We start from the raw sequence: 25033 nt of genomic DNA on the forward strand, positions 1-25033 counted from the left end.
CGCGGTGCTCGCGCTGGTGGTGAAGGCGGTGGGGCGCCTGTGAGCGCCGCGAACGCGGCGGGGCTGGTGCTCACCGCCGGACTGGTCGTCTTCCTCGTGGTCGCGTTGCTTTTCCCGGAGAGGTTCTGAATGGGCTCCACGACCGCGGGGATCGTGTTCATCGGGTCCCTTCTCCTTGCTCTCGCCGCAGTGCACGTGCCCCTCGGCGACTACATGTACCGGGTGTACTCCTCGCCCCGGCATTCGCGGGTGGAACGGGCCCTCTACAAGGTCATGGGCGTGGACCCGGAGGGCGAGCAGACCTGGGGCGTCTACGCCCGCAGCGTCCTGGCGTTCTCCCTGGTCTCGGTGCTCGTGCTCTACGGGTTGCAGCGATTGCAGGGGGTGCTGCCGTACAGCCTGGGCCTCGACGGGGTGGAGGATCAGGTCGCCTGGAACACCGCTGTCAGCTTTGTCACCAACACCAACTGGCAGGCCTACTCCGGCGAGTCCACGATGGGCTACCTGACGCAGATGGCCGGGCTCGCGGTGCAGAACTTCGTGTCGGCGGCGGTCGGGATGTCCGTGGCGGTCGCGCTGGTCCGCGGCTTCGCACGGACACGGACCAGTGAACTCGGCAACTTCTGGGTGGACCTCACCCGCGGCACCCTGCGCATCCTGCTTCCCGTCGCCGTCGTCGGCGCGATCGTGCTGGTCGCGGGCGGCGTCGTGCAGAACTTCGCCGACCCGCACACCGTCACCACGATCGCCGGGCAGCGGCAGGCGATCCCGGGCGGGCCGGTGGCCTCGCAGGAGGTGATCAAGGAACTCGGGACGAACGGCGGCGGCTTCTACAACGCCAACTCCGCCCATCCCTTCGAGAACCCCACGGCCTGGACGAACTGGATCGAGATCTTCCTGCTGCTGCTGATCGCGTCCGCGCTGCCCCGTACGTTCGGCCGGATCGTCGGGCAGAAGCGGCAGGGCTACGCGATCGCCGCGGTGATGGCCGTGCTGGCGGTGATCGCCGTCTGCGCGACCACGGCGGCACAAGTCGTCCACCACGGCACCGTCCCGCAGGCGGCGGGCGCGGCGGCCGAGGGGACCGAGACCCGCTTCGGGATCGTCGGATCGGCGATGTTCGCCGCCGCGACGACGCTCACCTCGACCGGCGCCGTCGACTCCGCGCACGACTCCTACACCAGCCTCGGCGGCGGGATACTGATGGTGAACATGATGCTCGGCGAGGTCGCGCCGGGCGGCGTCGGCTCCGGCCTGTACGGCATGCTGATCCTCGCCGTGATCGCGGTGTTCGTCGCAGGGCTGATGGTGGGCCGGACGCCCGAGTACCTCGGCAAGCGGATCGGTGCGCGCGAGATCAAGTTCGCGTCGCTGTACTTCCTGGTCACCCCCGCCCTGGTGCTGGTCGGCACGGGGGTGGCGATGGCGCTCCCCGGGCCGCGCGCGTCGATGCTGAACGGCGGGCCGCACGGGTTCTCCGAGGTGCTGTACGCGTTCACCTCGGCGGCCGGCAACAACGGGTCGGCGTTCGCGGGCCTGGCCGCGGCGACCTGGTTCTACGACGTCGCGCTCGGCCTGGCGATGCTGCTCGGACGGTTCCTCCCGGTCGTCCTTGTGCTCGGCCTGGCCGGTTCGCTGGCGCGGCAGGCCCCGGTCCCCGCGTCCGCCGGGACGCTGCCGACCCACCGCCCGCTGTTCGTCGGCATGGTCGTGGGCGTGGCGGTCGTCCTCGTCGCCCTGACGTTCTTTCCCGCGCTGGCCCTCGGGCCGCTCGCCGAAGGGATCCGCTGATGTCCTCCCGAGACCTCCGGACGCGACCGTCCGGGCGGCGTCCGGAGGCCGGGCACCCAGCGGCCGGCCGGCCCCGCACCGGCCGGGTGGGGGGCGGCCTGCTCGACCCCGGGCAACTGCTCGTCTCGCTGCCCGCCGCGCTCCGCAAGCTCGACCCGCGCGCCATGTGGCGCAACCCCGTCATGCTGATCGTCGAGGTCGGCGCGGTGTGGACGACGATCCTGGCGGTCATCGGCCCGTCGTCGTTCTCGGTGCTGATCGCGGTGTGGCTGTGGCTCACGGTGCTCTTCGCGAACCTCGCGGAGGCGGTCGCCGAGGGACGCGGGAAGGCTCAGGCCGACACGCTGCGCAAGGCCAAGAAGGACACGTTCGCGCGCCGGCTGCGCGGCTGGACGCCCGGCGCGGCCGCCCTCGGAGAGGAGGAGGTCCCGGCCGCCGACCTGCGGCGCGGTGACGTGGTCGTGGTGGAGGCCGGGCAGATCATCCCGGGTGACGGCGACGTCGTCGAGGGCATCGCCAGCGTCGACGAGTCCGCGATCACGGGGGAGTCGGCCCCGGTGATCCGGGAGTCGGGCGGCGACCGCAGCGCGGTGACCGGCGGGACGAGGGTGCTGTCGGACCGGATCGTCGTCGAGATCACCCAGCGGCCCGGCGAGTCGTTCATCGACCGGATGATCGGGCTGGTGGAGGGCGCCGCCCGGCAGAAGACGCCCAACGAGATCGCGCTGAACATCCTGCTGGCCGCGCTGACGATCATCTTCCTGGTCGCCACCGCGACCATGCAGCCGTTCGTGATCTACGCCAAGAGCGCCAACCCGGGCGTCCCGGACAGTGCGGCGCTGGACGGGAACGGCGTCACCGGCGTCGTGCTCGTCGCGCTGCTGGTCTGCCTGATCCCCACGACGATCGGGGCGCTGCTCAGCGCCATCGGCATCGCCGGCATGGACCGGCTGGTGCAGCGCAACGTCCTGGCGATGTCCGGCCGGGCCGTCGAGGCCGCCGGCGACGTCGACACCCTGCTGCTGGATAAGACCGGCACCATCACCCTCGGCAACCGGCAGGCCGCGCAGTTCATCCCGGTCGGCGGCGTCACCGAGGAGGCCCTCGCCGACGCCGCCCAGCTGTCGAGTCTCGCGGACGCGACGCCCGAGGGCCGCTCCATCGTCGTCCACGCGAAGGAGACCTACGGGTTGCGGGAACGGTCCCCGGGTGAACTCGCGCACGCCGACTGGATCCCCTTCGCCGCCCGGACCCGCATGTCCGGCGTCGACGTCGACGGCCGCCGGCTCCGCAAGGGCGCCGCCGGGGCGGTGGCCGCGTGGGTCCGCGAGCAGGGCGGGCAGGTACCGCCCGCGCTCGGGGAGACCGTCGACGGGATCGCGGCGGCGGGCGGCACACCGCTGGTCGTCGGCGAGGTCCGCCCGGGCCCGGACGGGGCACCGCGCGCGGAGGTGCTCGGCGTCATCCACCTCAAGGACGTCGTCAAGCAGGGAATGCGCGCCCGGTTCGACCACATGCGCGCGATGGGCATCAAGACGATCATGGTGACCGGCGACAATCCGCTGACCGCGAGGGCGATCGCCGAGGAGGCGGGCGTGGACGACTACCTCGCCGAGGCCCGGCCCGAGGACAAGCTCGCCTTCATCAGGGCAGAGCAGCAGGGCGGCCGGCTCGTCGCGATGACCGGGGACGGCACCAACGACGCGCCCGCCCTCGCCCAGGCCGACGTCGGCGTCGCCATGAACACCGGCACCTCCGCCGCCAAGGAGGCGGGGAACATGGTCGACCTCGACTCCGACCCCACCAAGCTCATCGAGATCGTGGAGATCGGCAAGCAGCTCCTCATCACCCGGGGCGCCCTGACGACCTTCTCCATCGCCAACGACGTGGCCAAGTACTTCGCGATCATTCCGGCGCTGTTCGTGACGCTGTTCCCGGGCCTGGACGCCCTCAACGTCATGCGGCTGACCAGCCCGGAGTCGGCGATCCTGTCGGCCGTCGTGTTCAACGCGCTCGTCATCGTCGCGCTCATCCCACTTGCGCTCCGGGGCGTCCGCTACCGGCCGGGCCCGGCGTCCCGGCTGCTGCGCCGCAACCTCTCCCTGTACGGGCTGGGCGGCGTCCTCGCCCCGTTCGCCGGGATCAAGGTGATCGACCTCATCATCCAATTCATCCCGGGAATCTCATGAACACGCTTCCCGCCCGGCTCCGCCGGCATCTGGCGGCCCTTCGCGCGCTGCTCGTCTTCACCGTGATCTGCGGTGTCCTCTACCCCTTGGCCGTGACCGCCGTCGCCCGGGCGCCCGGGCTCCGGCACAAGGCCGACGGCTCCCGCGTCAGCGCGGACGGAAGGGGCGTCGGTAGCGCACTGATCGGTCAGAGGTTCACCGACGTGCGGGGCAACCCGCTCGGCCAGTACTTCCAGAGCCGCCCATCCGCCGCCGGTGACGGCTACGACCCCGCGGCGTCCGGCGCGAGCAATCTCGGCCCCGAGGACGTCGTCGACTCCCTCCCCGACCCCGCGCTGGCCAGGGCGGGTGAACCGGACCCGGACGCCCGGCAGAGTCTCCTGACCCAGATCTGCGCGCGCAGCAAGGCGATCGGTGCCCGGGAAGGCGTGGACGGGTCGCGTCCGTACTGCACCGGCGGCGGTGTGGGCGCTGTGCTGTCCGTGATCGGCCCACGCGACGCGCGCGGTGCCGTCGTCCGCCCGACGCGGGTCGTCAGCGTCAACGAGGCATGTCCCGCGACGCCGTTCCTGGCGACGTACCGTGGAGTCAGGGTCGAGTGCCGCACGCCCGGCGAGGACGTCGGCGCCGGCCGGATCATCCCCGTCCGCGGCGGCGCGCCGACGCGGCCCGCCGTCCCGTCCGACGCCGTCACCGCGAGCGCCAGCGGTCTGGACCCGCATATCTCCCCCGCGTACGCGAGACTGCAGGCAGGACGGGTCGCCCGGGCGCGCGGCGTCGGCGTCGACCGGGTCCACGCGCTGATCGACAGGCACACGACCCGGCGGACACTGGGGTTCATGGGAGAGCCGGCGGTGAACGTCCTGCAGCTCAACACCGACCTCGACAGGACCGCCCCGTACCGGGGCTGAAGGAGGCGAGACCGACCATGGCCAGGGGGCGGCTCCGCATCTACCTGGGGGCCGCCCCCGGCGTGGGCAAGACCTACGCCATGCTCGCGGAGGGGCGGCGGCGCGTGGCCCGCGGCACCGACCTCGTCGTCGGCTTCGTCGAGACCCACGGCCGCGTCCACACCGCCGAGCTCCTCGACGGGCTGGAGACCGTCCCGCGCCGCACCCTCACCTACCGCGGCGCCGACTTCACCGAAATGGACACCGAGGCCGTCATCGCCCGTTCTCCCCAGGTCGCGTTGATCGACGAACTCGCGCACACCAACGTCCCGGGCAGCCGCAACGCCAAACGCTGGCAGGACGTCGAAGAAATCCTGGAGGCGGGTATCGACGTCGTATCCACCGTCAACATCCAGCACCTGGAGTCGGTGAACGACGTCGTCGAGCAGATCACCGGGGTCGCGCAGCGCGAGACCCTGCCCGACGAGGTCGTGCGCCGCGCCGACCAGGTCGAGCTGGTCGACATGTCCGCCGAGGCCCTGCGCCGCCGGATGGCGCACGGCAACGTCTACCCGCCCGAGAAGGTCGACGCGGCGCTGTCGAACTACTTCCGCGTCGGCAACCTCACCGCCCTCCGCGAACTGGCCCTGCTGTGGCTGGCCGACAAGGTCGACGAGCAACTCGACCGGTACCGCGCCGACCACGGCATCGCCGGCACCTGGGAGGCCCGCGAGCGCGTCGTCGTCGCGCTCACCGGCGGGCCCGAGAGCCAGACCCTGATCCGCCGCGCGTCCCGCATCGCCGCGCGCACCAAGGGCGCCGACCTGCTCGCCGTGCACGTCATCCGCGGCGACGGCCTCTCCGGGACCCGCCCCGACTGGCTCGCCCGCCAGCGCGACCTCGTCGAGAGCGTCGGCGGCACCTACCACCAGGTCATCGGCGACGACGTGCCGAAGGCGCTGCTGGAGTTCGCCCGCGCCGTCAACGCCACGCAACTCGTCCTCGGCATCTCCCGCCGCAACCGGTTCGCTCAGGCCCTTTTCCCCGGCGTCGGCGTCGCCACGACCGCGCTGTCCGGCTCGATCGACGTCCACCTGGTCACCCATGAGCATGCCCACCGCGGCCTGCGGCACCGCCGGTCCGCCGGCCCCGCACTGCCGCCGCGCCGCCGACTTGCCGGGTTCGTCCTCGCGGTCCTCGGCCTGCCACTGCTCAGCTACACCCTCACCGAACTGCGCGGCGCGCTCACCCTGCCCGTCGACATCATGTTCTTCCTCGCCGCCATCGTCGGGGTCGCGCTCGTCGGCGGCATGTGGCCGGCCCTGGTCGCCGCCGTCAGCGGGTCCGTCCTGCTGAACTACTTCTTCACGCCGCCCCTGCACACCCTCGCCATCGCCGAGCACGAGGACCTGCTGGCCCTCGGCGTGTTCCTGCTGGTGGCCGCCGCCGTCAGCGGCGTCGTCGATCTCGCCGCCCGAAGATCCCGCGAGGCCACGCGGCTCGGCGCGGACGCCGAGGTCCTGTTCACCCTCGCCGGCAACGTCCTGCGCGGCGAGCGGGCGCTCGACGCGCTGCTCGGCCGGTTGCGGGAGACCTTCGGGCTCGACTCGGTCACGCTCCTGGGGCGCGCCCCCAACGCCCTCCCCGCGCCCGGCGGACACGGCGCCGGCACCGACTGGAAGGTCATCGCCGCGGTCGGCGGCCGACCCTGCACCAGCCCTGATGATGCCGACACCGAGATCCCCGTCGACAACGACCTCGCTCTCGCCCTGCGCGGCCGCCCCCCGACTGCCGGCGACCGCCGCATCCTGGAGGCCTTCGCCGTCCAGGCCGCCGTCGCCCTGGAACAGCAGCGGCTGGAGGCCGAGGCCGGACGTGCCCGGCCGCTGGAGGCAGTGGACCGGATGCGCACCGCCCTGCTCAGCGCCGTCAGCCACGACCTGCGCACGCCCCTCGCGGCCGCCAAGGCAGCCGTCGAGAGCCTCGGCAACACCGAGATCCGCTGGACGTCCGAGGAACGCGCCGAGCTCCTCGACACCGCCGCGCAGTCCCTCGACCGGCTGGACGGCCTCGTCGCCGACCTCCTCGACATGAGCCGCCTGCAGGCCGGCGCCCTCGGCATGGCGGCCAGCCCCCTCGCCCTGGACGAGGTCGTCCCCCGAACGCTGGACGAGCTCGGACCCGACGGCCACAACGTCAGCGTCCGAATTCCCACCGACATACCCGAGGTCGAGGCCGACCCGGCGCTGCTGCAGCGCGTCCTGGTCAACCTGATCACGAACGCGCTGCGCTACAACCCGCCCGGCAAGCCCGTCCTGGTCACGGCGGGCACCATCCGGGACCGCGTCGAACTGCGCATCGCCGACCGCGGCCCCGGCGTCCCCGCCGCCGACCACGACCGGATCTTCCTGCCGTTCCAGCGGCTGTCCGACCGCGACGGCCACACCGGCTCCGGCCTCGGCCTCGCCCTCGCCCGCGGGCTCATCGAGGCGATGAGCGGCGAGCTGATCCCCGAGGACACCCCCGGCGGCGGCCTCACAATGATCGTCTCGCTTCCCCGCATCAGCCGAACGGACCGCCCATGACCCGCGTCCTCGTCGTCGACGACGACCCCCAGATCCTGCGGGCGATGCGCATCAACCTGCGCGCCCGCCACTACGACGTCGAAACCGCCGCCGACGGCACCGCCGCCCTCCGCCTCGCCGACACCGCCCGTCCCGACCTCGTCATCCTCGACCTCGGCCTGCCCGACATCGAGGGCCTCGACGTCATCCACGGCCTGCGCGGCTGGACCGACGTCCCGATCATCGTCCTGTCCGGCCGGGCAGGCAGCCGCGACAAGGTCGACGCCCTCGACGCCGGCGCCGACGACTACGTCACCAAGCCCTTCACCATCGAGGAACTCGTCGCCCGCATCCGCGCCGTCACCCGACGCGCCAGACCCGGCGAGTCCCTGCCCACGGCCCCCATCGGCGATCACACCGTCGACCTGGCGAACAAGACCGTCACCACGTCCGACGGCACGTCCGTCCGCCTGACGCCGACCGAGTGGCACCTGCTGGAGATCCTGCTGCGCAACCCCGGCAAGCTGATCGGCCACCGGCAGCTGCTCACGAAGGTCTGGGGCCCCGCTTACGTTCGGGAGAGCCACTACCTCCGCCAGTACATGGCCCAACTCCGCCGCAAACTCGAAACGGACCCAACCCGCCCCCGACACCTCCTGACCGAACCCGGCATGGGATACCGCTACAACCCCTGACGCCGCTGTGCCTGCGAGGCCGCCACAGTAAGGCGCCACCTACGCAACCGGCTCCCCGGAAGGAGATAGTCGCGCCATTGGTGAAGACGGCTCAGGAATAGTCGCCGCCGTCGAAGACGGCATAGTGCGGTTCAGATCGTGGCCGCGCCAGGTAAACCGCCCGCGACCTGGTGCGCATACCCGGGAACCGGCTCTCAACAGGTCCAACTTGAAGGCGGGCGCGTACGGGCTCGATGCTGGTTCAGTTCGCGACCTGCGAAGGGGTCGATCGCGATTCCACCATCGATCACGGGGATGAGGTCGCTATAGGCGAGCTGGTTGAGGACTGCGCGCGGCCATGGCCGGTCGACGCAGCTGAAGATCACGTCGTAGTCGAGGGCGATGCGCTGGCCGAGGTCTTCGCAGATGCTCGGCGGCGCCGGCTTCAGGAAGCCTCCCACCACGGTTCGACGTCCTTCTGAGCGACGAATTCGTGGAAGTCCATGTTGGCGATCTCCAAATTGCACGCCAGCGATCCGACCTTGTCGCAAGGAAGGACAGCAGGCTGCCCAGGGGTATCGTAGAGGTCGACGACCGTCAGCGGGCTGCCCGCCTCGGCGAAGGTCCTGGTGTCGGCGAGCGCGACCAGCGTGGTGTGCTCCTCCGGCGGGACCAGTGCGGGGACCTGGCCCGGTTGGAGGCCCTCGAAGGCCCGGTCGTCGACGACCCGCGCCGTCAGCGGGTGGTTCTCGACGTCGATCTCGTCTGGGTCCAGATTCGCGCCGACCCAGCCCTCCTCGTCGACCCCGTTCAGGTCGGCGAGCAGGGCGCGCCAGCCGTCCTCGTCGTCGAAGCAGGTGCGGACCAGCAGGGCGGCGTCCGTGGCGGGCAGCGCCGGGAAGGCTCGGTGCGGGGGCGCTGTCGGCGCGGGGAAGGCCGGCCGGCCCCCTTCCCCCTGGTACATCCCGAACACGTCCATGTCGCGCACGAGCTGGTCGAACGTGAGGGCGCCGCTCGTCACGGCGGCCAGGACCTCGCCAAGCCGGGCCGGCGGGACCCGGACGCCGCGTCCGGGCGCGCCGGCCAGGTCGATCAGCAGCGGCCCGTCCCCGCCATAGGCCACCGAGGTGTCCGCCAGGACGGCGACCTGCTGCGCCGGGCCGCCGTCAGGGACGACCGCCGGTACGTTCCCGCCGTGCAGGGAATTCCAGGCGGGGCCTTCGACCAGGCGGAGCCGTACATCGCCGTCCACGACGAGCACATCACCTTCCCGGCGACCTCGGATCTCATTGAGCAGCCCGCCCCATAATGGCGCGCCGTCCCTGAAGCAGGTGGACACCAAAAGCACTTCGTCGGGCGCGGGCTGGGGAAGGGTGGGAAAGGCCATGGTTCTCCTCCGGAAAAGCCGCTGTCGTCGTGACGGTTCCGGGCCATGGTGGTGCATCGGTAGGACACTTTGCCCTCAAGGCCGTCGCCGCCGGCGGGCCGGGCCGGCGTGGCCGGGGGCGCGGTGTCAGTGGGGTGTCGTTCAATCGAGGCGTGGACGTTGAAGAGCGCATCGTCGAGCTGGCGGCCGAGGTCAAGCGGCTGAACGACCTGTGCTACGGCGCCGGCGACAGCCCCCTGCCGGACGCGGACTACGACGCGCTGAAGGACGAGCTGGCGGCGCTCGTCGCCGAGCACCCCGAGTTCGAGCTGGCCGACAGCCCGATCGGCAAGGTCAACGCTCCGGCGGAGCTGACCGCGCCGACCGTCCGGCACGCGCGGCCGATGCTGTCGCTGGGGGAAGGCGACGGGCGTGCGGGTCGAGGTCTGCGGTGAGGCCGTCACGCTGCGGTCGGTGTGGGCGGCCTACAACGAGGGCCTCGCCCGACCTGTACGGACGGAGTTTCGGTGAGTGCACGCTTAGCGCCCTGCGGTTCCTGCAGCGCAAGCCGGTCATTAAGGTCGACTCCAGCCAGGCGCAGCTGTGCCAGGTGGAGGACGGTGGGGTCCGTTCGTGGGGCGCAGTCGGAAAGCTCCGGCAATGGAGGGTGAGCAACTAGTTACTTGAGAGAACTCCGGAAGATCCGTGGCGCCTCAGTGCGCATAGAGGTTCTCGTAGTGGTCCGCTTGACGGACGAGCTCGAATGTGACGCAAACCCTGCTCGCCGCCGTCGCGGCGGGTCTGAAGGGTCCACCGAAACGCGCTGATATATGACCGCTGATGGCCTAGATCATCTAAGGTTCCGCACATTGACATACTGCGCTGCCACAGGGATCTGATCGCGGGGCGGCACGCAACTCGCTCCAGACCCAAGCGTTCGGGGCGACCACCGACCGTCCGCTCGCGTCCTTCGCGTGGTGCGGGAGAACCCGAGCTGGGGCTACCGGCGGGTGCACGGCGAACGCCGGTGCTCGGCAGGTGGCGGCCTCCACCGTCTGGGAGATCCTCAACGAAGCCAGCGCCGATCCGGCGCCCGAGCGTTCCGCCACGACCTGGGGCGGGTTTCTGCGCTCGCAGGCAGAGGCGATGCTGGCGTGTGACTTCCTGGAGACCGTGCCCCTCACCGGCGCCCGCATGTACGTGCTGGCGGTCATCGAGCATCACACCCGCCGCATCCGTGTCCTGGGCGCCACCGCTCACCCGACCGCGTCGTGGGTGACCCAGGCGTGCGGAACCCGGTCATGGACTTGGAGGACGCCGGCCGCCGGGCACGGTTCCTGATCCGGACCGGGACGGCAAGTGTACGAGGGGCGACGGCGCCGGGCGTGGCGCGCACGCATGAGCAGATCACGAACCTGTTCGGGCGGCGGCTGGAACTGGTGCCACCGGGGCTGGTGCCGGTGCAGCGCTGGCCGGTTGAGGCGGGGCCGCTGACGGCGATCCCGATTCTGGGCGGGGTAGGGACCGTGTCCGACGCTCGCGCGGGACGCCAGCAGCGCGGGCGGGGGCGGGTGTGATGGGTGGGCCGTGGACGGTGATGAGCGTCAACACCCAGTACGGGGGCCGCTTCGACGGTGAGGGGCGATCCTCAAGGACGCCAGCGTTGATCCGGCACCTGAGCGTTCCGCCACGACCTGGGCCGGTTTCCTGCGCTCCCAGGCCGAGGCGCTGCTGGCGTGTGACTTCCTGGAGACCGTGACCCTCGCCGGCGCCCGCATGTACGTGCCGGCGGTCATCGAACATCGCACCCGCCGTGTCCGGTTTTGGGCGCCACCGCTCACCCGACCGCTGCGTGGGGTGACCCAGGCGGCCCGGAACCTGGTCATGGACTTGGAGGACGCGGGTTGCCGGGCACGGTTCCTGATCCGCGACCGGGACGGCAAGTTCCCCGAGCCGTTCGACGCCGTCCTGGCCGATGCCGGAATCCAGACGATGCTCACCGGGGTGCGGATGCCGAGGATGAACGCATTGACGGAACGGTGGGTGCAGACCTGCCGCCGTGAGCTCCTCGACCGGACTTTGATCTGGAACCAGCGGCACCTGCTCCACGCACTAGGCGAGTTCGAGACCTTCTACAACGAGCATCGCCCGCATCAAGGCATCGCCAATGCTCGCCCGTTGAAGCCGCTGCCGCCGCCGATCAACGAATCAGACCAGATCGCCTACCTGAACGTCCGAAGACGGCAACGTCTGGGCGGAATCCTCAACGAGTACGAACATGCGGCTTGACCTGCACGGACGAGGTTTTCGGCAGGGGCAGCGTTGCTGACTGCTCTGGCGGCTGGTTCTGTGGGCGACATGACCGGCTTGGGCGGGCAAAGAGTTCCCGGGTTTCGGGGTGCTACCAGGGGCGACACAGGGCCCGGATCGAGCCGTCGAGCCGCCAGCGAGCTGCCACGGGGACGAACCGGGGCAAGTCGAGCGGGGGCAAACCGGGCAATCTCGTGTTTGCCCTGGTCAGGGGTGGTGGGTCGCGTGGGACTCGAACCCACAGCCTACGGATTAAAAGTCCGGAGCTCTGCCAATTGAGCTAGCGACCCGCTGTGCAAGCGTACCGAGATCGCCGGGGGGTTTGCGACGGGGTTAGGGGGTGGGGGCCAGGTGGAGGGGGAGGTGCTTCAGGCCGTTCTGGAAGTTGGACGTCAGGCGGACGGGGGTGCCGGTGCGGGTGATGTCGTGGGGGAGGAGCTCGCGGAAGACGGCGCGCATCTGGGTGCGGGCCAGGTGGGCGCCCAGGCAGAAGTGGGGGCCGAAGCCGAAGCTGACGTGGTCGTTGGGGGTGCGGGTGATGTCGAAGCGGTCGGGGGAGGGGAAGACGGTTTCGTCGCGGTTGGCGGAGGCGTGGTAGACGACGACCTTGTCGCCGGCGTCGATGTCCTGGCCGCAGAGGCGCAGGGGGGTGGTGGCGGTGCGGCGGAAGTCCATGACCGGGGGCCAGTAGCGGAGCATCTCCTCGACGGCGGACGGGAGGAGGGACGGGTCGGCGCGGAGGCGGGCCAGTTCGGCGGGGTGGTCGAGGAGGGTGTGGAGGCCGCCGGGGATGCCGTTGCGGAGGGTCTCGTTCCCGGCGACGGCGAAGAGGAAGAACATGTTCTCGAACTCTTGGGTGGTGAGGCCGCCTTCGAGCATGCGGGACATGATGTCGCCGGACGGGTTCTTGCGCTTCTCGGCGGCCAGGGCGTGGGCGTAGGCGAACATGTCGGCGAGGGCCGTGTACGAGCGCGGGTTGACGGGGCGGCCGTCCGGGCGGGTGAGGGCGGGGCGGTACTTCGTGGCTTCGCGGGCCATCGGGCTCATCGAGGCGGCGTCGGCGGTGGAGAGGCCGGCGTACTCGTCGTCCTGGTAGCCGATGACGCGGGACGACCAGTCGTAGAGGAGGCGGCGGTCGGAGTCGGGGACGCCCATGATGTGGGCCAGCGTCCAGACGGGGAGGTCGGCCGCCAGTTCGACGAAGTCGGTGTCCTCGTTCAGGGCCGAGGTGATCAAGGTGCGGGCCCGGGCGCTGATCGTGTCTTCGAGGGCGCGGACGGCGCGGGGGGTGAAGGCGGCGGCGACGATGCGGCGCAGGCGGGAGTGGTCGGGCGGGTCCTGGTTGAGCATCATCGCGCGGACGAAGGCGAGATCCTCGGGCGTGTCGGGGTCGCGGATCTGGGTGGCGCCGAGGTTCGAGGAGAACAGGTCCGGGGAGCGCAGGACGTGCTTGACGTCGGCGTGCCGGAAGACCGCCCAGTAGCCGGGGCCGGCCGGCCATGGGCCGACGGCGGGTTCGGGGATCCGGGCGACCGGGGATTCGGCGCGCAGCTTCCCGAAGGTCTCGTACGGGACCCCGGTCGTGTAGGTCGATGGCAGGAAGATCTCCTCGTGCATGCCCTCAGCGTGCATCATGTCGGGTGTGACGGTGAAGGCTGAGGAGATTCTGCGCGACAATTTCGCGCCCTGGGTGCTCGACCTCGGGCTCGTCGTGGAGGAGGTGGGGAACGGGACGGCGGTGCTGCGGCTGCCGTGGTCGGACCGGTTGGCCCGGGAGGGCGGGGCGCTGTCCGGGCAGGCGTTGATGGCCGCTGCCGACACGGCGGTGGTCATTGCCGTTTCGGGGGCCAAGGGCGGGTTCGTCCCCATGACGACGGTGCAGCTGAGCACGTCGTTCCAGCGGCCCGTGGTCGGGAAGGACGTCCTGGTCGGGGTCGAGGTGACGAAGCTGGGGCGGACGCTGGCGTTCGCGGAGATCGACATGACGGTGGATTCGGCGACCGTCGCGCGGGCGAGCGCCGTTTACGCGATCATCGGGTGATATGAGGCGTACTGAGAAGGTCGTTGTTCCGGACGGTGAGTTCAGCCTGCACGTGTGGGCGCCGGAGGGCGGGGGCCTGGGTGTCCTCCTCGTCCAGGAGATCTTCGGGGTCGGCGAGTACATGGAGGCGGTCGCCGAGGACCTGGTGGCGCTCGGGTATGTCGTGGCGGCGCCCGACATGTTCTGGCGGATCGAGCCGGGGTGGGCGGTCAGGCACGACGAGGAGGCGCTTCCGCAGGGTGTGTCGATGGTGTCCCGGTTCGACTGGGACAAGGGGGTCGACGATGCGGCGGCGGCGCTGGCCGTCCTGAAGGGGCTTCCGGGCGTCGGGAAGGTCGGTGCGCTGGGCTTCTGCTTCGGCGGGACGCTCGCGTACCTGCTGGCCGCCAGGACCGGGCTCGATGCGCTGGTGTCGTTCTACGGTTCGGGTGTGCCGGGTGCCCTGGACAAGATCGACGCACTTCGGGGGCCGGTCCAGTTCCACTTTGGCGGCGCCGACCCCTATATCCCCAGGGAGGACGTCGCCAAGGTCGAGCAGGCGGTGGACGGACGGGACGGCATGGAGATCCACGTCCAGGAGGACGGCGGGCACGCGTTCCACAACCGGAAGGCCCCGATGTTCTACCAGCCGGAACCCGCAGAGCGCGCGTGGCAACTCACCGTGGATTTCCTGGGGCGCACCCTGTCGTAGTCAGGCGGGTTCCAAGGCGAGGTTGGCCAGCTCCTTGCGGGACGAGATGCCGAGCTTCGGATACGCCTTGTAGAGGTGGTATTCGACCGTGCGCGGGCTCAGGAAGAGCTGGGCGGCTATCTCGCGGCTGCTCGTCCCGGACGCCGCGAGGCGGACGACCTGGAGTTCCTGCGGGGTGAGACGGTCCAGGAGGTCCGGGGCCGTGGGGACGGCCGGTCCGGACTCGCCGGTGGCCCGCAGTTCGGCGCGTGTGCGTTCCAGCCAGGGGGCGGCGCGGAGGCGCTCGAAGATCTCCGCTGCCGACCGGAGCGGCGTACGGGCGTCGGAGCGGCGGCGTGCCCGCCGTAGCCATTCGCCGTAGAGGAGTTCGGTGCGTGCCCGCTCGAACGGCCGCGTCGACCGCTCGTGTAGCTGGACGGCGCGTGCGTACGGTTCCTCGTCGTCCGTCAGTAGGGCCTCGCAGCGCAGGGACACGGCGAGAGCCCAGCTCTGTCCTCCTGCCTCGGCCCAGGTGCGGAAACGTGCGAATACCGTGCGGGCGAGTTGGAGCTGACCGGAACGCACGGCCGCCTCGACCTGGTCCGGGGCGGCGGTGACGCAGGCTGTGCTGTGCCTCTGGTGGCCGTTGGCCAGTTCTTCGAGGCGGCGTAGCGCGTCGTCGTAGCGGCCTAGGCCGAGGTCGAGCAGTGCGAGTGCGCTCGCGGCGAGTCCGTCGCCCGGCGGGGGCGTCTTGGCGATCAGCTCCCGGAGCCGTGTCTCGTCGCCCTCGATCGCCGCCGGCCGGGCCAGTACGGCGCCGAGCCGTCCCTCGCGGTGGGGGCGGCCGGTGTCGCGGGCCAGCGCGATCGCCTCGGCGACGGCGGCCTCCGCGTCCGCGTGCCGGCCGGCCGCGATCTGCGCCTGCGCCAGCGTCTGCAGGACGTGCGGCAGCGCGCCGATCAGCCCGTGGCGCCGGGAGTACGCCACCTCCGCGGCCGCCAACTCCAGCGCCGCCTCGTCAGCCCCGATGATCAACGCCACCTGAGCGCCCCGCACCCGGTCCCCAACACCAACCCCCCGCCCGGCACCACGACCGCTGGAAGAGGCCTCGCGGGTTTCGGTGACGAGGTCGTTCAGGACGGGGATGCCGCGGGTGTCGTCGCCGTTGGCCAGGAGGGCGAGGCCGCGGATCGTGCGGTCCTCGGGGAGCAGTTCGGCGGCCCGCAGCACGGCGGGCAGTTCGCCGGACGTCCAGCCGTACACCGCGCCGGTGCGCAGCATCGCGGCGCGATCGGCGGGGGCCGCCTCGGCGGCGTGGTCGACCATCATGCGGGACGCGGCGCGCGGGTCGCCGCGCTCGTACTCGACGGTGGCGTGGACGCGGGCGAGCCGCGCCAGCTCGGCGGGGGCGGTCGTGAGCTTCTCGGCCTGGACGGCGAGGTCTTCGGCCTCGTCGAGCCGTCCCGCCTGCAGGACCATGGACGCGGCGGTGCCGAGGCGGGCCGCGCGTGCGCCCGGCGCGGGCGTCAGGTCGGCGGCCTGGCGGTAGAGCGCCGCCGCGGTCGCGTAGCCCTTGTGGGCGCGGGCGCGCTCCGCCGCGTCCTCGACGTCGGCGGCGACGTCCTCGTCCGGGGCCATGGCGGCGGACGCGCGGTGCCGGGCGCGGCAGTCCGGGTCGGTGGCGGTGTCCGCGAGGGCCCGGTGGACGGCGACGCGCTGCGCGGTGACGGCGCCGTGGTAGGACGCCGCCCTGATCAGCGGGTGGCGGAACGCGATGCTGCGCCCGGTGACGTTGACCAGCCGGACGCGTTCGGCCTCCTGGAGGTCGTCGAGGCCGACGCCCATGCTCCGCCCCGCGTTCAGCATCGTGGGCATGTGCCCGCGGCCCTCCGCCGCCGCGATCAGCAGCATCAGCCGGGTGCTCTCCGGGAGGTGCCCGATCTGCATGCGGAACGAGGCGAGGACGCGGTCCGCGACCGGCAGCGGGTCGGAGCCGTGCGCGGTGCCCGTCCCTACGGCGCCGAGTTCCTGGAGGGCGAGCGGGTTGCCGGCGGCCTCCCGGATCACCCGGCCGCGGACGGTGGGCGGCAGCTCGCGCACCGCGAGGAGCCGCTCCGCGTCGCCGCGCCCGAGCCTGTCGAGGCGCAGCTCGGGCAGGCCCGTGCCGGTGAACGCGTCGTCCCTGGCGGCGAACAGGATCACCACCCCTTCGACGGCCAGCCGCCGCGCCGCGAACAGCAGCGCGTCGGCGGTCGCCGTGTCGAGCCACTGCGCGTCGTCGACCAGGACCAGGGCCGGGCCGTTCCCGTCGGGCAGATCGGCGAGCAGCGTCAGGACGGCCAGGCCGGTGGTGAAGCGGTCCCGCCCGGCTCCGGCGGACCCGGGGTCGGTGGACGCGGGGTCGGTGGACGCGGGGTCGGTGGACCCCCGGTCGGCGGACGCGGCGCCGGGGCCGCCGAGGGCGGAGCGCAGCGCGGCGGCCTGCGGTGCCGGGAGGGCCTCGAGCCGGTCCCGGACGGGCCAGAGCAGCTGGGTGAGGCCCGCGTAGGCGATGCCGGACTCCGCCTCGACCCCGGTCACCCGCAGGACGTGCGGCGGGCCGTCCGCCGGGAGGAGCGCCGCCGCCTCGGCCAGCAGCGCCGACTTGCCGATCCCGGCCTCCCCCCGCAGGAGGAGCGCGCCGCTGCGCCCGCGGTCGCGTGCCGCCGCGAGCAGCGAGGAGATGCGCGCCTGTTCGTCGTTCCGCCCGTAGAGCACGCATCCAAAGTACGGGGAGAACTACCGAAGTCATACGGATTCGCCCGGTAGTCGGCGGCTCGTAGGTTCCTGACCAGTAAGAACGCACCAGGAGGGTCTCATGCGGGAACTGTTCGAGCCGCTGTCGGCGGGCAAGCTGGAGCTGTCCAACCGACTCGTGATGGCGCCGATGACCCGGAGCCGGGCCACCGGGGACGGCACCGTGACGGAGCTGACCGCCGAGTACTACCGGCAGCGCGCCGGCGCCGGGCTGATCGTCACCGAGGGGACGCAGCCGAGCGTCCGCGGCCAGGGGTACATCCTGACGCCGGGCCTGCACTCCGGCGAGCAGGTGGCGGCGTGGCGCACGGTGACCGACGCCGTGCACGCCGAGGGCGGGCGGATCTTCGCCCAGCTGATGCATGCGGGGCGCGTCGGCCACCCCGTCCTGTACCCGGACGGAGGGCTGCCGGTCGGGCCGTCCCCGATCGCGTCCGGCGAGCGGCTCTTCACGCCGGACGGAATGCTCGACCACCCCGTGCCCCGGGAGATGACGCCGGACGACATCGCCCAGGCCGTCGAGGAGTTCGCCAAGGCGGCGGCCAACGCGATCGAGGCCGGGTTCGACGGGGTGGAGCTGCACGGCGCGAACGGCTACCTGATCCAGCAGTTCCTCGCCGACGGCAGCAACACGCGGACCGACGCCTATGGCGGATCCGTCGAGAACCGCATCAGGTTCGCCGTCGAGGTGGCCCAGGCGGTGTCCGACGCGATCGGCGGGGACCGCGTGGGTTTCCGCGTGTCGCCGGGCGGCAACGCCAACGGGGTCAGTGAGAGCGACACGCCCGTCCTGTACGCGGAGCTGGTCGCGGCGCTCGCGCCGTACGGCCTCGCGTACCTGCACGTCATGGAGCTGGGGGACCGTGCGACGACCGCGCGCATCCGTAACGGGTGGCCGGGGCCGCTGATCCTCAACCCGCACCCCACGCCGGAGTCGTTCCCCGCGAAGCCGGAGTACGGCGCCGAGGCAGTGCGGGACGGGGTGGCGGACGCGGTCGCCTTCGCCGAGCTGTGGCTGGCCAACCCGGACCTGCCCGCCCGCATCAAGGCCGGCGGCCCGTACAACCAGGCGGACCAGACGACGTTCTACGGCGGCGACCACCGCGGCTACACCGACTACCCGACCCTCGGCTGAACCATCCCGGCACGTGGACGGGGAAGGGCCGCTGCGCGTCAGGCTGGGACGGCGGCGTGAGTGGCGGACGGCCCGGGTCTCGTCACCTGCCGCATCGAGGTGGGGCTCGGCGACGGGGAAGGGCCGGCCCGAGGAAGGGGAGGGGCCCCGCGTGGGGGTGGCGCGGGGCCCCTGGTGGGTGGACGTCCGGGTCAGCGGCCGGGTCAGAGACCCGGGCGGACTCCGCCGTTGAAGTTGCGCTTGTAGTAGGAGTTCAGCTTGATCTTCTTGACCTTGGACCGCGAGTTGGGCGCGTGGATCATGTAGCCGTGGCCGGCGTAGACGCCCACGTGGGTCCGGCCGCCGTAGAAGAACAGCAGGTCGCCCTTGACGGCTCCCTTCCAGGAGACCTTCTTCTTGACCGCACGGTAGATCTGCTGGCTGGTGCGGGGAAGCTTCACCCCGGCCTTGCGCCAGGCGCCGCCGGCCAGGCCGGAGCAGTCCCACGAGCCCGGTCCCGTCCCGCCGTAGCGGTACGGGTCGCCGATCTGCTTGGAGGCGTACTTCACGGCGTAGGCCGCGCGCTTCTTCTGCTTGGCGGAGCGGGACGCCGCGGCCTTCGCGGCCGGGGCGTTTGCCAGCGCGGGCTGTTGGGGGACCGCCGCCGCCTCCGCGGGACCGGCGGCGAGAAGCGACACCCCCAGCGTGCTGGTGACGACCAGGCCGGCCGTGGTGATTCCGGTCTTCGGGGAGATTCGAGGGGTATGCAGAATGACTCCAGAGTTCGCGGTCGATGCCTGCCGGGCAGCCGTCGTCCACCGGGTGTCGCTCGGGGATTCGGGATGCCGCGGCCGCGCGGCTCCGCAACGTCGTGAACAGGGACGCAGGGGAGACACGGCCGCTTCCGGCTCCGCGCCTCTCGGCGGCGCGGACTCGGCGTCCGACGGCGGCTTGCACAGCGGGGCCCAGGGGGGCGACCTGGGGGGTCGGCGCCGGCCGTTCGCAACTGGCCGGGCACGCCGCTGCCGCTCGTCGGAGTGCGTGTTCTGTTATCCGGGCGGCCTTCCGGGCCGCATGAACCAAGCGAGAACGTAGACAGATACCGGCGAACAAGGCAAATCCCCCGCACCATTTCCGGGGCGCCGGACATTGCGGCGGGGAGGGGTGCCCCCGCCTTGGCCTGCGCCGATTCCGAGTCCGATTCGTGATCTGTGAACCGGGTCACGCAGCCATGATCACGGCGCCATCAAGGCCGCCGAAGGAGAACCCGCATCTGTGGATAACTCGCGCCCGCGGTATGGCGTAAATCACAAAATGCATTAAAAGCACAAAGGGTCATCCGGTCGGCACGCGGTGATGCGCGGCCGGGGCGGCCCACCGTCCGGTCGAGCCGACGAGGCGGGATGATTTGCCGGATTCGGCCAGCGCGGGGGGTTGACGGGACCGCCTGCGCCCCCTGTAGTCCGAAGGAGATTCATGTCCGGTCTCTGGAGGGAGCCCCGTGTTCGGCAGGCTCGGAAGAGTACGTCCCGTCCACGCCGTCTCGGCGCTCGCGCTCTCGGTCGCGCTCGTGCTGACCGCCGTGTCCCCGGCCGCCGCGGAACGCAAGCCCACGACGGCCAAGTTCCCGCCCGGTTTCCTCTGGGGCGTCTCCATGTCCGGGTTCCAGAGCGAGGGCTCCTTCCCGGACAGCAACTGGACGAGGTACGCGGCGAACCCGGACGCGGTGGAGCACCCTTACGGCGATTCCGTCGACTTCCGGAACCGTTACCCCAGCGACCTGAATCTGGCCAAGGGCCTAGGCGTGGACGTCTTCCGCACGTCCGTCGAGTGGTCGCGGATCGAGCCCCGCCGCGGCTACCGCGACCCGGACGCGATCGCCTACTACGACGACCTCATCCGCCAGATCAGGGCCAAGGGCATGCGGCCGATGCTCACCCTCGACCACTGGGTGTATCCCGGCTGGGTGGCCGACCAGGGTGCCTGGACCAACCCGCGCACGCAGCAGGACTGGCTGCGCAACGCCCAGTTCGTCGTCAACCGCTACAAGGACCAGGACGTCATCTGGATCACCTTCAACGAGGCCAGCTCCTACATCTACAGGGAGCTGAGGTTCCGTCCGCTGGACCTCGGGCAGATGCTGACGATGCGCGACGCCCTCATCAAGACGCACCGCGCCGCCTACGACATGATTCACAGGGTCGACCCCGGAGCGATGGTGTCGAGCAACGTCGCGTACGGCTCGGCCCTCAACGGCCTATTCGACGCCGCCCTGTTCAACGACGTCACCGACAAGCTCGACTTCATCGGGATCGACTACTACTACGGCGCGAACCTGGAGAACCTCACCGCCGTCCATTCCCTCACCGGGGAGTTCTGGAGAATCGACCCGGAACCTGAGGGCCTCTACTACGTCCTTAAGAATTACCAGCGAAGGCTGCCCCACCTGCCGGTTTACATCGTCGAGCACGGCATGCCCACCGACAACGGCAAACCGCGCCCGGACGGCTACACGCGCACGGACCATCTGCGTGACCACATGTACTGGATCCAGCGCGCGATGGCCGAAGGCGTGAAGATGATGGGCTACAACCACTGGAGCCTTACCGACAACTACGAGTGGGGCAGTTACCGCGCGCGCTTCGGCCTCTACACGGTGGACGTGCTGACCGACCCGTCCCTGACCCGCCGCCCGACCGACGGCGTCCCCGCCTACCGCTCGATCATCGCGAACAATGGCGTGCCGTCCGGCTACGTCCCGGTGCGCAGGCCCGGCTGGTGCTCGATCGAAGACCCGATCGCCACCTGCTTCGGCACGACCCCGACCCCGCCCGCCGAATACGCCGTCCCGCGCTGACCCCATATAAGCCACGAGAGCCCACGAGGGACGCGTCAGTCCGCGGCGCGGAGCAGGTCCAGGACGGCCTGTTCGACCGGTCCCTGCGTGGCGAGTTCGCCTTCCGCCGCGTCCACGCCCAGCTTGCCCAGGGCGGGCGCGATCGTCCGGCCGTCCTCGTACAGGTCGATGATGCGGGGGTCGATGTAGGAGGCCCGCGCCACGGCCGGGGTGTTGCCCAGGTAGGCGGCGACCTCCTTGACCACGCGGACGACGGCGCGCTTGCGGGCGGTGTCGCTGTCGCCAGCGCGCACCGACACGGCGAGGCCGACCGCCGCTAGGACGGTGGCGTGCCAGGTGCGGAAGTCCTTGGCGGTGAACTCGCCGCCGGTGACCTCCCGGATGAACGCGTTGATGTCGCTGGTCGTGACGTCGTGCCAGCCACCCGGAACGCGGTAGGCGAGCAGCTCGGGGGAGCCGTCGCGGCGGCGTTTGAGCCCGCTGACGACCTTGCAGACGTCCTCTTCCGCCACCGACCGGTACAGGTCCTTCGAGTTCTTGGCGGGATACTCGAAGGTGACCTCGCCACGTCGGCAGATGACGTGCTCCCGCAGGACGGTGGCCAGCCCGAACGTGCCGTTCTCGGCGGCGTACGCCTCCCCGCCGATCCGGAAGAACCCGAGGTCGATGAGGCGGACGGCGGCGGCGAGGACGCGCTCACGGCCGTAGCCCCGTCCGGCGAGATACTCGGCGAGCGTGTCACGGACCTTGGGCAGCCGGTCGGCCAGATCTAGGACGTGTTCGTGTTTCTCTTGGTCGCGCTGTTCCCGCCATGCCTCGTGGTAGAGGTACTGACGCCGTCCGGCCGCGTCGGTGCCGATCGCCTGGATGTGGCCGTCCGCGTCTGGGCAGATCCATACGTCCGTCCAAGCCGGCGGGATGACGAGCGACCGGATGCGTTCCTTCTCGGCGGGGTCGTCCAGGGGGCGGCCGTCCAGACCGAGGTACATGAAGCCCTTGCCGCACTTCCGCCGCCCGAAGCCGGGCTCGCCCGGGTCGCTGCGACTCAGTTCCGTCATCCCGGGTGGATCTCCCCGCCGGCGGGCACGAGCGTCTGCCCGGTGTAGTAGGACGACTGGCGGTTGGAGGCGAAGAACACGTAGGACGGGGCGATCTCGTCGGGGTCGGCGGCGCGTCCCATCGGCGCCTGCTGCCCGAAGCCCTCGACGCGTTCTGCGTCGAACGTGGCCGGGATGAGCGGCGTCCAGACCGGGCCGGGGGCGACGCAGTTGACGCGGATCTCGCGCTCCATGAGGCTCTGGGCGAGGCACGCCGCGAGGGTCATCGCCGCGGCCTTGCTGGCGGAGTAGTCGATGAGCGTCTTGTTGCCGCGCAGGCCGTTGATGGAGCCGGTGATGATGATGGACGACCCCGGCCCCATATGGTCCAGGGCCTGCTGGACGGTCCAGAACAGCGAGAAGACGTTCACGTCGAACGTCCGGCGGAGCTGCGCGTCGTCGATCTCGCGGACGTCCTTGACCGGGGTCTGCGTCCCGTGGTGCAAGACGAGCACGTCGAGCCCGCCGAGGTCCCGGACGGCGTGCTCGACCACCTCGCGGCTGTGCCGCTCCTCGCCCAGGTCGCCGCCGAAGGTGAAGCAGCGCCGTCCGGCGGCCTCGACAAGGCCGGCGGTGTGCCGGGCGTCCTCGTCCTCCTCCAGGTACGTGATGGCGACGTCGGCGCCCTCCTTGGCGAACGCGACCGCGGTGGCGCGCCCGATGCCGGAGTCGCCGCCGGTGATGAGGGCGCGGCGCCCTTCCAGCAGCCCGCTCCCGGTGTAGTCGCGCATCTCGTCGCGGGGTTCGGGGGCCATGTCCCCGGTCCGCCCGGGGTATGGCTGGCTCTGTGCCGGTCGCTCGCTCATGACCTCGCCTCCCGTGGGGGTGCCGCGTCCCGGTTCGCTTGGCTCATGGAACGCGGGTGCCCGGCGCGGGCGGGGGCAAACGTCCCCCTATTGTGACCAGTGGGTGAGCCGTGCCTCCGTAATCCTCAGGGGTGTGAGCGGAGCGCGTGGTGACTTCTGGGTAACATCATCCCGAACCACATTCGGTCCCTGACGTAAGGTGCTGCTTATGGACCTGAACGGAGTTTCCGCCGTCGTATCCGGTGGTGCGAGCGGCCTCGGTGAGGCCACCGTGCGCGCGCTGGCCGCCGAAGGCGCCAAGGTGGTCATCGCCGACCTGAACGAGGACAAGGGCAAGGCCCTCGCCGACGAGGTCGGCGGCGTCTTCGTGAAGACGGACGTGTCGGACGAGGCGCAGGTGCAGGCCGCCGTCCAGGCCGCCGTCGACACCGGCAACCCGCTGCGGGTGATCGTCAACAGCGCCGGCATCGGCTGGGCGTCGCGGACCGTGAACCGCGACGGCACCCCGCACGACCTCGGCTCCTACGAGACCGTCATCCGGATCAACCTGATCGGCACCTTCAACCTGATGCGGATCGGCGCCGCCGCCATCTCCAAGACCGAGCCCGCCGACGCCGACGGCGCCCGCGGCGTGGTGATCAACACCGCGTCCATCGCCGGCATCGAGGGGCAGACCGGGCAGCTCGCCTACTCCGCGTCCAAGGGCGGCATCATCGGCATGACGCTGCCGGCCGCCCGCGACCTCGCCGCCATCGGCGTCCGGGTCAACACCATCTGCCCGGGCATCATCGACACCCCGATCTACGGCGAGGGCGAGGCCGCGGACGCGTTCAAGGCCAAGCTCGCCGCGCCCGTCCCGTTCCCGAAGCGGATGGGCAAGGCGTCGGAGTTCGCGCACCTCGTCAAGTCCCTGATCGAGAACGACTACATGAACGGCGAGACCATCCGCTTCGACGGCGGTATCCGCTTCCAGCCGAAGTGAGGCACTGAATGACCGACGCTGCACCTTCCGAGGGGGGGCGACCCCCCACGCCCCCCGAGAACGACGCGGTTCTGACCGAAGAGGACGGCGCCGTCCTCGTCATCACCATCAACCGCCCCGAGGCCCGCAATGCCGTGAACGGCGACGTGGCGCGGGGCATCGCCGCGGCCGCCGAGGAGCTGGAGTCCCGCAAGGACCTGTCCATCGGCATCCTCACCGGCGCCGGCGGGACGTTCTGCTCCGGCATGGACCTCAAGGGCTTCCTCACCGGCGACAACCCCATCGTCGAGGGGCGCGGGTTCGCCGGCCTGACCCAGCAGCCCCCGGCGAAGCCGATGATCGCCGCCGTCGAGGGCTACGCGCTCGCCGGCGGCTGCGAGGTGGCGCTGGCCTGCGACATGGTCGTCGCCGCGCGGGACGCCCAGTTCGGGCTGCCCGAGCCGAAGCGCGGCCTGGTCGCGGGCGCCGGCGGGCTGCTGCGGCTGCCGCAGCGCATCCCGTACCACATCGCCATGGAGATCGCCCTGACCGGCGACAAGTACTCCGCGGAGCGGATGGCCGAGCTCGGCTTCGTCAACCGGCTCACCGACTCGGGCGGCGCGCTCGCGGCCGCCAAGGAGCTGGCGCTGAAGGTCGCCGAGAACGCCCCGCTGGCGCTCGCGGCGACGAAGCGGGTCATCGTCGAGTCGGCCGACTGGACGTCGGACGAGGCGTGGCAGAAGCAGCAGGAGATCACGCTGCCGGTGTTCACGTCGAAGGACGCCCAGGAGGGCCCGGCGGCGTTCGCCGAGAAGCGCAAGCCGAACTGGAAGGGCGAGTAGCGGGTCACCGGCCCGCGACGCGCCCACCACCCCCGGGACGCCCGGAACCGTATGGTTCCGGGCGT

Annotated in this window: 23 protein-coding genes and 1 tRNA gene; 16 read left to right on the forward strand and 8 right to left on the reverse strand. The window is 71.3% G+C overall.

Annotation, left to right across the window (positions count from 1 at the left end):
• The first annotated feature begins 39 nt into the window (after positions 1-39).
• From kdpF to IEZ03_RS20495, 6 genes are read left to right on the forward strand one after another with little or no spacing between them, the layout of a single operon-like run.
• Entirely contained in the window at positions 40-129 is a 90-nt protein-coding gene (gene kdpF, locus IEZ03_RS20470; RefSeq protein ID WP_184880381.1) for a K(+)-transporting ATPase subunit F, read from the forward strand.
• A complete protein-coding gene (gene kdpA, locus IEZ03_RS20475; protein ID WP_184880383.1) occupies positions 130-1791 on the forward strand; it encodes a potassium-transporting ATPase subunit KdpA in 1662 nt (553 codons plus the stop codon).
• On the forward strand, positions 1791-3980 hold the full coding sequence (gene kdpB / locus IEZ03_RS20480; protein WP_184880385.1) for a potassium-transporting ATPase subunit KdpB: 2190 nt from the start codon (positions 1791-1793) through the stop codon (positions 3978-3980). The genes kdpA and kdpB overlap by 1 nt, the downstream gene beginning before the upstream one ends.
• On the forward strand, positions 3977-4891 hold the full coding sequence (locus IEZ03_RS20485; protein WP_184880387.1) for a potassium-transporting ATPase subunit C: 915 nt from the start codon (positions 3977-3979) through the stop codon (positions 4889-4891). The genes kdpB and IEZ03_RS20485 overlap by 4 nt, the downstream gene beginning before the upstream one ends.
• Before the next feature lie 17 nt (positions 4892-4908).
• Complete coding sequence (locus tag IEZ03_RS20490; protein ID WP_184880389.1) at positions 4909-7455, forward strand: DUF4118 domain-containing protein; 2547 nt, start codon at positions 4909-4911, stop codon at positions 7453-7455.
• Positions 7452-8129 (forward strand): response regulator, encoded by a 678-nt coding sequence (locus IEZ03_RS20495; RefSeq protein WP_184880391.1) that lies wholly within the window; start codon positions 7452-7454, stop codon positions 8127-8129. Before IEZ03_RS20490 ends, IEZ03_RS20495 begins: the two co-directional genes overlap by 4 nt.
• Positions 8130-8323: 194 nt before the next feature.
• Here IEZ03_RS20495 and IEZ03_RS20500 read toward each other — a convergent pair whose 3' ends face one another.
• Together IEZ03_RS20500 and IEZ03_RS20505 are read right to left on the reverse strand one after the other, a co-directional pair.
• Complete coding sequence (locus tag IEZ03_RS20500; protein ID WP_184880393.1) at positions 8324-8572, reverse strand: hypothetical protein; 249 nt, start codon at positions 8570-8572, stop codon at positions 8324-8326.
• Positions 8554-9495 (reverse strand): DUF6924 domain-containing protein, encoded by a 942-nt coding sequence (locus tag IEZ03_RS20505; RefSeq protein ID WP_184880395.1) that lies wholly within the window; start codon positions 9493-9495, stop codon positions 8554-8556. Before IEZ03_RS20505 ends, IEZ03_RS20500 begins: the two co-directional genes overlap by 19 nt.
• A 152-nt stretch (positions 9496-9647) precedes the next feature.
• On the opposite strand from IEZ03_RS20505, the gene IEZ03_RS20510 reads away from it, so the two are divergent.
• The 4 genes from IEZ03_RS20510 (at position 9648) to IEZ03_RS20525 (ending at position 11763) form a co-directional block, all read left to right on the forward strand.
• Positions 9648-9929: a DNA ligase LigA-related protein gene (locus tag IEZ03_RS20510; protein WP_184880397.1), complete on the forward strand. Its 282-nt coding sequence runs from the start codon at positions 9648-9650 to the stop codon at positions 9927-9929.
• Between the two features lie 583 nt (positions 9930-10512).
• The gene (locus tag IEZ03_RS20515; protein WP_184880399.1) at positions 10513-10815 is read left to right on the forward strand and encodes a transposase; all 303 of its coding nucleotides are present in this window, start codon (positions 10513-10515) and stop codon (positions 10813-10815) included.
• 44 nt (positions 10816-10859) lie between these two features.
• Positions 10860-11051: an SAM-dependent methyltransferase gene (locus tag IEZ03_RS20520; protein WP_184880401.1), complete on the forward strand. Its 192-nt coding sequence runs from the start codon at positions 10860-10862 to the stop codon at positions 11049-11051.
• 178 nt (positions 11052-11229) lie between these two features.
• Positions 11230-11763 (forward strand): integrase core domain-containing protein, encoded by a 534-nt coding sequence (locus IEZ03_RS20525; protein WP_221480559.1) that lies wholly within the window; start codon positions 11230-11232, stop codon positions 11761-11763.
• Positions 11764-11998: 235 nt separating this feature from the next.
• Here the strand turns inward: IEZ03_RS20525 and IEZ03_RS20530 are convergent.
• Positions 11999-12074: transfer RNA gene (locus IEZ03_RS20530), tRNA-Lys, on the reverse strand.
• 43 nt (positions 12075-12117) lie between these two features.
• Positions 12118-13401: a cytochrome P450 gene (locus IEZ03_RS20535; protein ID WP_184880403.1), complete on the reverse strand. Its 1284-nt coding sequence runs from the start codon at positions 13399-13401 to the stop codon at positions 12118-12120.
• A gap of 25 nt (positions 13402-13426) precedes the next feature.
• Between IEZ03_RS20535 and IEZ03_RS20540 the strand changes: the two genes are divergently transcribed.
• On the forward strand, positions 13427-13825 hold the full coding sequence (locus tag IEZ03_RS20540) for a PaaI family thioesterase (RefSeq protein ID WP_207946146.1): 399 nt from the start codon (positions 13427-13429) through the stop codon (positions 13823-13825).
• 1 nt (position 13826) lies between these two features.
• Positions 13827-14516, forward strand: a complete 690-nt coding sequence (locus tag IEZ03_RS20545) for a dienelactone hydrolase family protein (RefSeq protein WP_184880405.1) — start codon at positions 13827-13829, stop codon at positions 14514-14516.
• Here the strand turns inward: IEZ03_RS20545 and IEZ03_RS20550 are convergent, their stop codons facing one another.
• The gene (locus IEZ03_RS20550; protein WP_184880407.1) at positions 14517-17252 is read right to left on the reverse strand and encodes an AAA family ATPase; all 2736 of its coding nucleotides are present in this window, start codon (positions 17250-17252) and stop codon (positions 14517-14519) included. It lies immediately after the preceding gene.
• Between the two features lie 100 nt (positions 17253-17352).
• Here IEZ03_RS20550 and IEZ03_RS20555 point away from each other — a divergent pair, with 100 nt between their 5' ends.
• Positions 17353-18426, forward strand: coding sequence for an alkene reductase (locus tag IEZ03_RS20555; RefSeq protein WP_184880409.1), 1074 nt, complete (start codon positions 17353-17355; stop codon positions 18424-18426).
• A 203-nt stretch (positions 18427-18629) separates the two neighbouring features.
• Here IEZ03_RS20555 and IEZ03_RS20560 read toward each other — a convergent pair whose 3' ends face one another.
• Positions 18630-19103, reverse strand: coding sequence for a C40 family peptidase (locus IEZ03_RS20560; protein ID WP_229808431.1), 474 nt, complete (start codon positions 19101-19103; stop codon positions 18630-18632).
• Between the two features lie 803 nt (positions 19104-19906).
• Here IEZ03_RS20560 and IEZ03_RS20565 point away from each other — a divergent pair.
• The gene (locus IEZ03_RS20565) at positions 19907-21262 is read left to right on the forward strand and encodes a family 1 glycosylhydrolase (RefSeq protein ID WP_184880411.1); all 1356 of its coding nucleotides are present in this window, start codon (positions 19907-19909) and stop codon (positions 21260-21262) included.
• Positions 21263-21297: 35 nt separating this feature from the next.
• Here IEZ03_RS20565 and IEZ03_RS20570 read toward each other — a convergent pair whose 3' ends face one another.
• On the reverse strand, positions 21298-22320 hold the full coding sequence (locus IEZ03_RS20570) for a DNA topoisomerase IB (protein ID WP_184880413.1): 1023 nt from the start codon (positions 22318-22320) through the stop codon (positions 21298-21300).
• Positions 22317-23114 carry an SDR family oxidoreductase gene (locus IEZ03_RS20575; protein WP_373293662.1) on the reverse strand — a complete coding sequence of 266 codons (798 nt, stop codon included), beginning with the start codon at positions 23112-23114 and terminating at the stop codon, positions 22317-22319. The genes IEZ03_RS20570 and IEZ03_RS20575 overlap by 4 nt, the downstream gene beginning before the upstream one ends.
• A gap of 259 nt (positions 23115-23373) precedes the next feature.
• Between IEZ03_RS20575 and IEZ03_RS20580 the strand changes: the two genes are divergently transcribed.
• A complete protein-coding gene (locus IEZ03_RS20580) occupies positions 23374-24147 on the forward strand; it encodes an SDR family oxidoreductase (RefSeq protein ID WP_184880416.1) in 774 nt (257 codons plus the stop codon).
• A gap of 8 nt (positions 24148-24155) precedes the next feature.
• The gene (locus tag IEZ03_RS20585) at positions 24156-24968 is read left to right on the forward strand and encodes a crotonase/enoyl-CoA hydratase family protein (protein ID WP_184880418.1); all 813 of its coding nucleotides are present in this window, start codon (positions 24156-24158) and stop codon (positions 24966-24968) included.
• Positions 24969-25033: the final 65 nt, after the last annotated feature.

Origin of the sequence: Actinomadura livida (genome assembly GCF_014648675.1) — a bacterium.
In the GTDB taxonomy this organism is placed as follows: Bacteria; Actinomycetota; Actinomycetes; order Streptosporangiales; family Streptosporangiaceae; genus Spirillospora; species Spirillospora livida.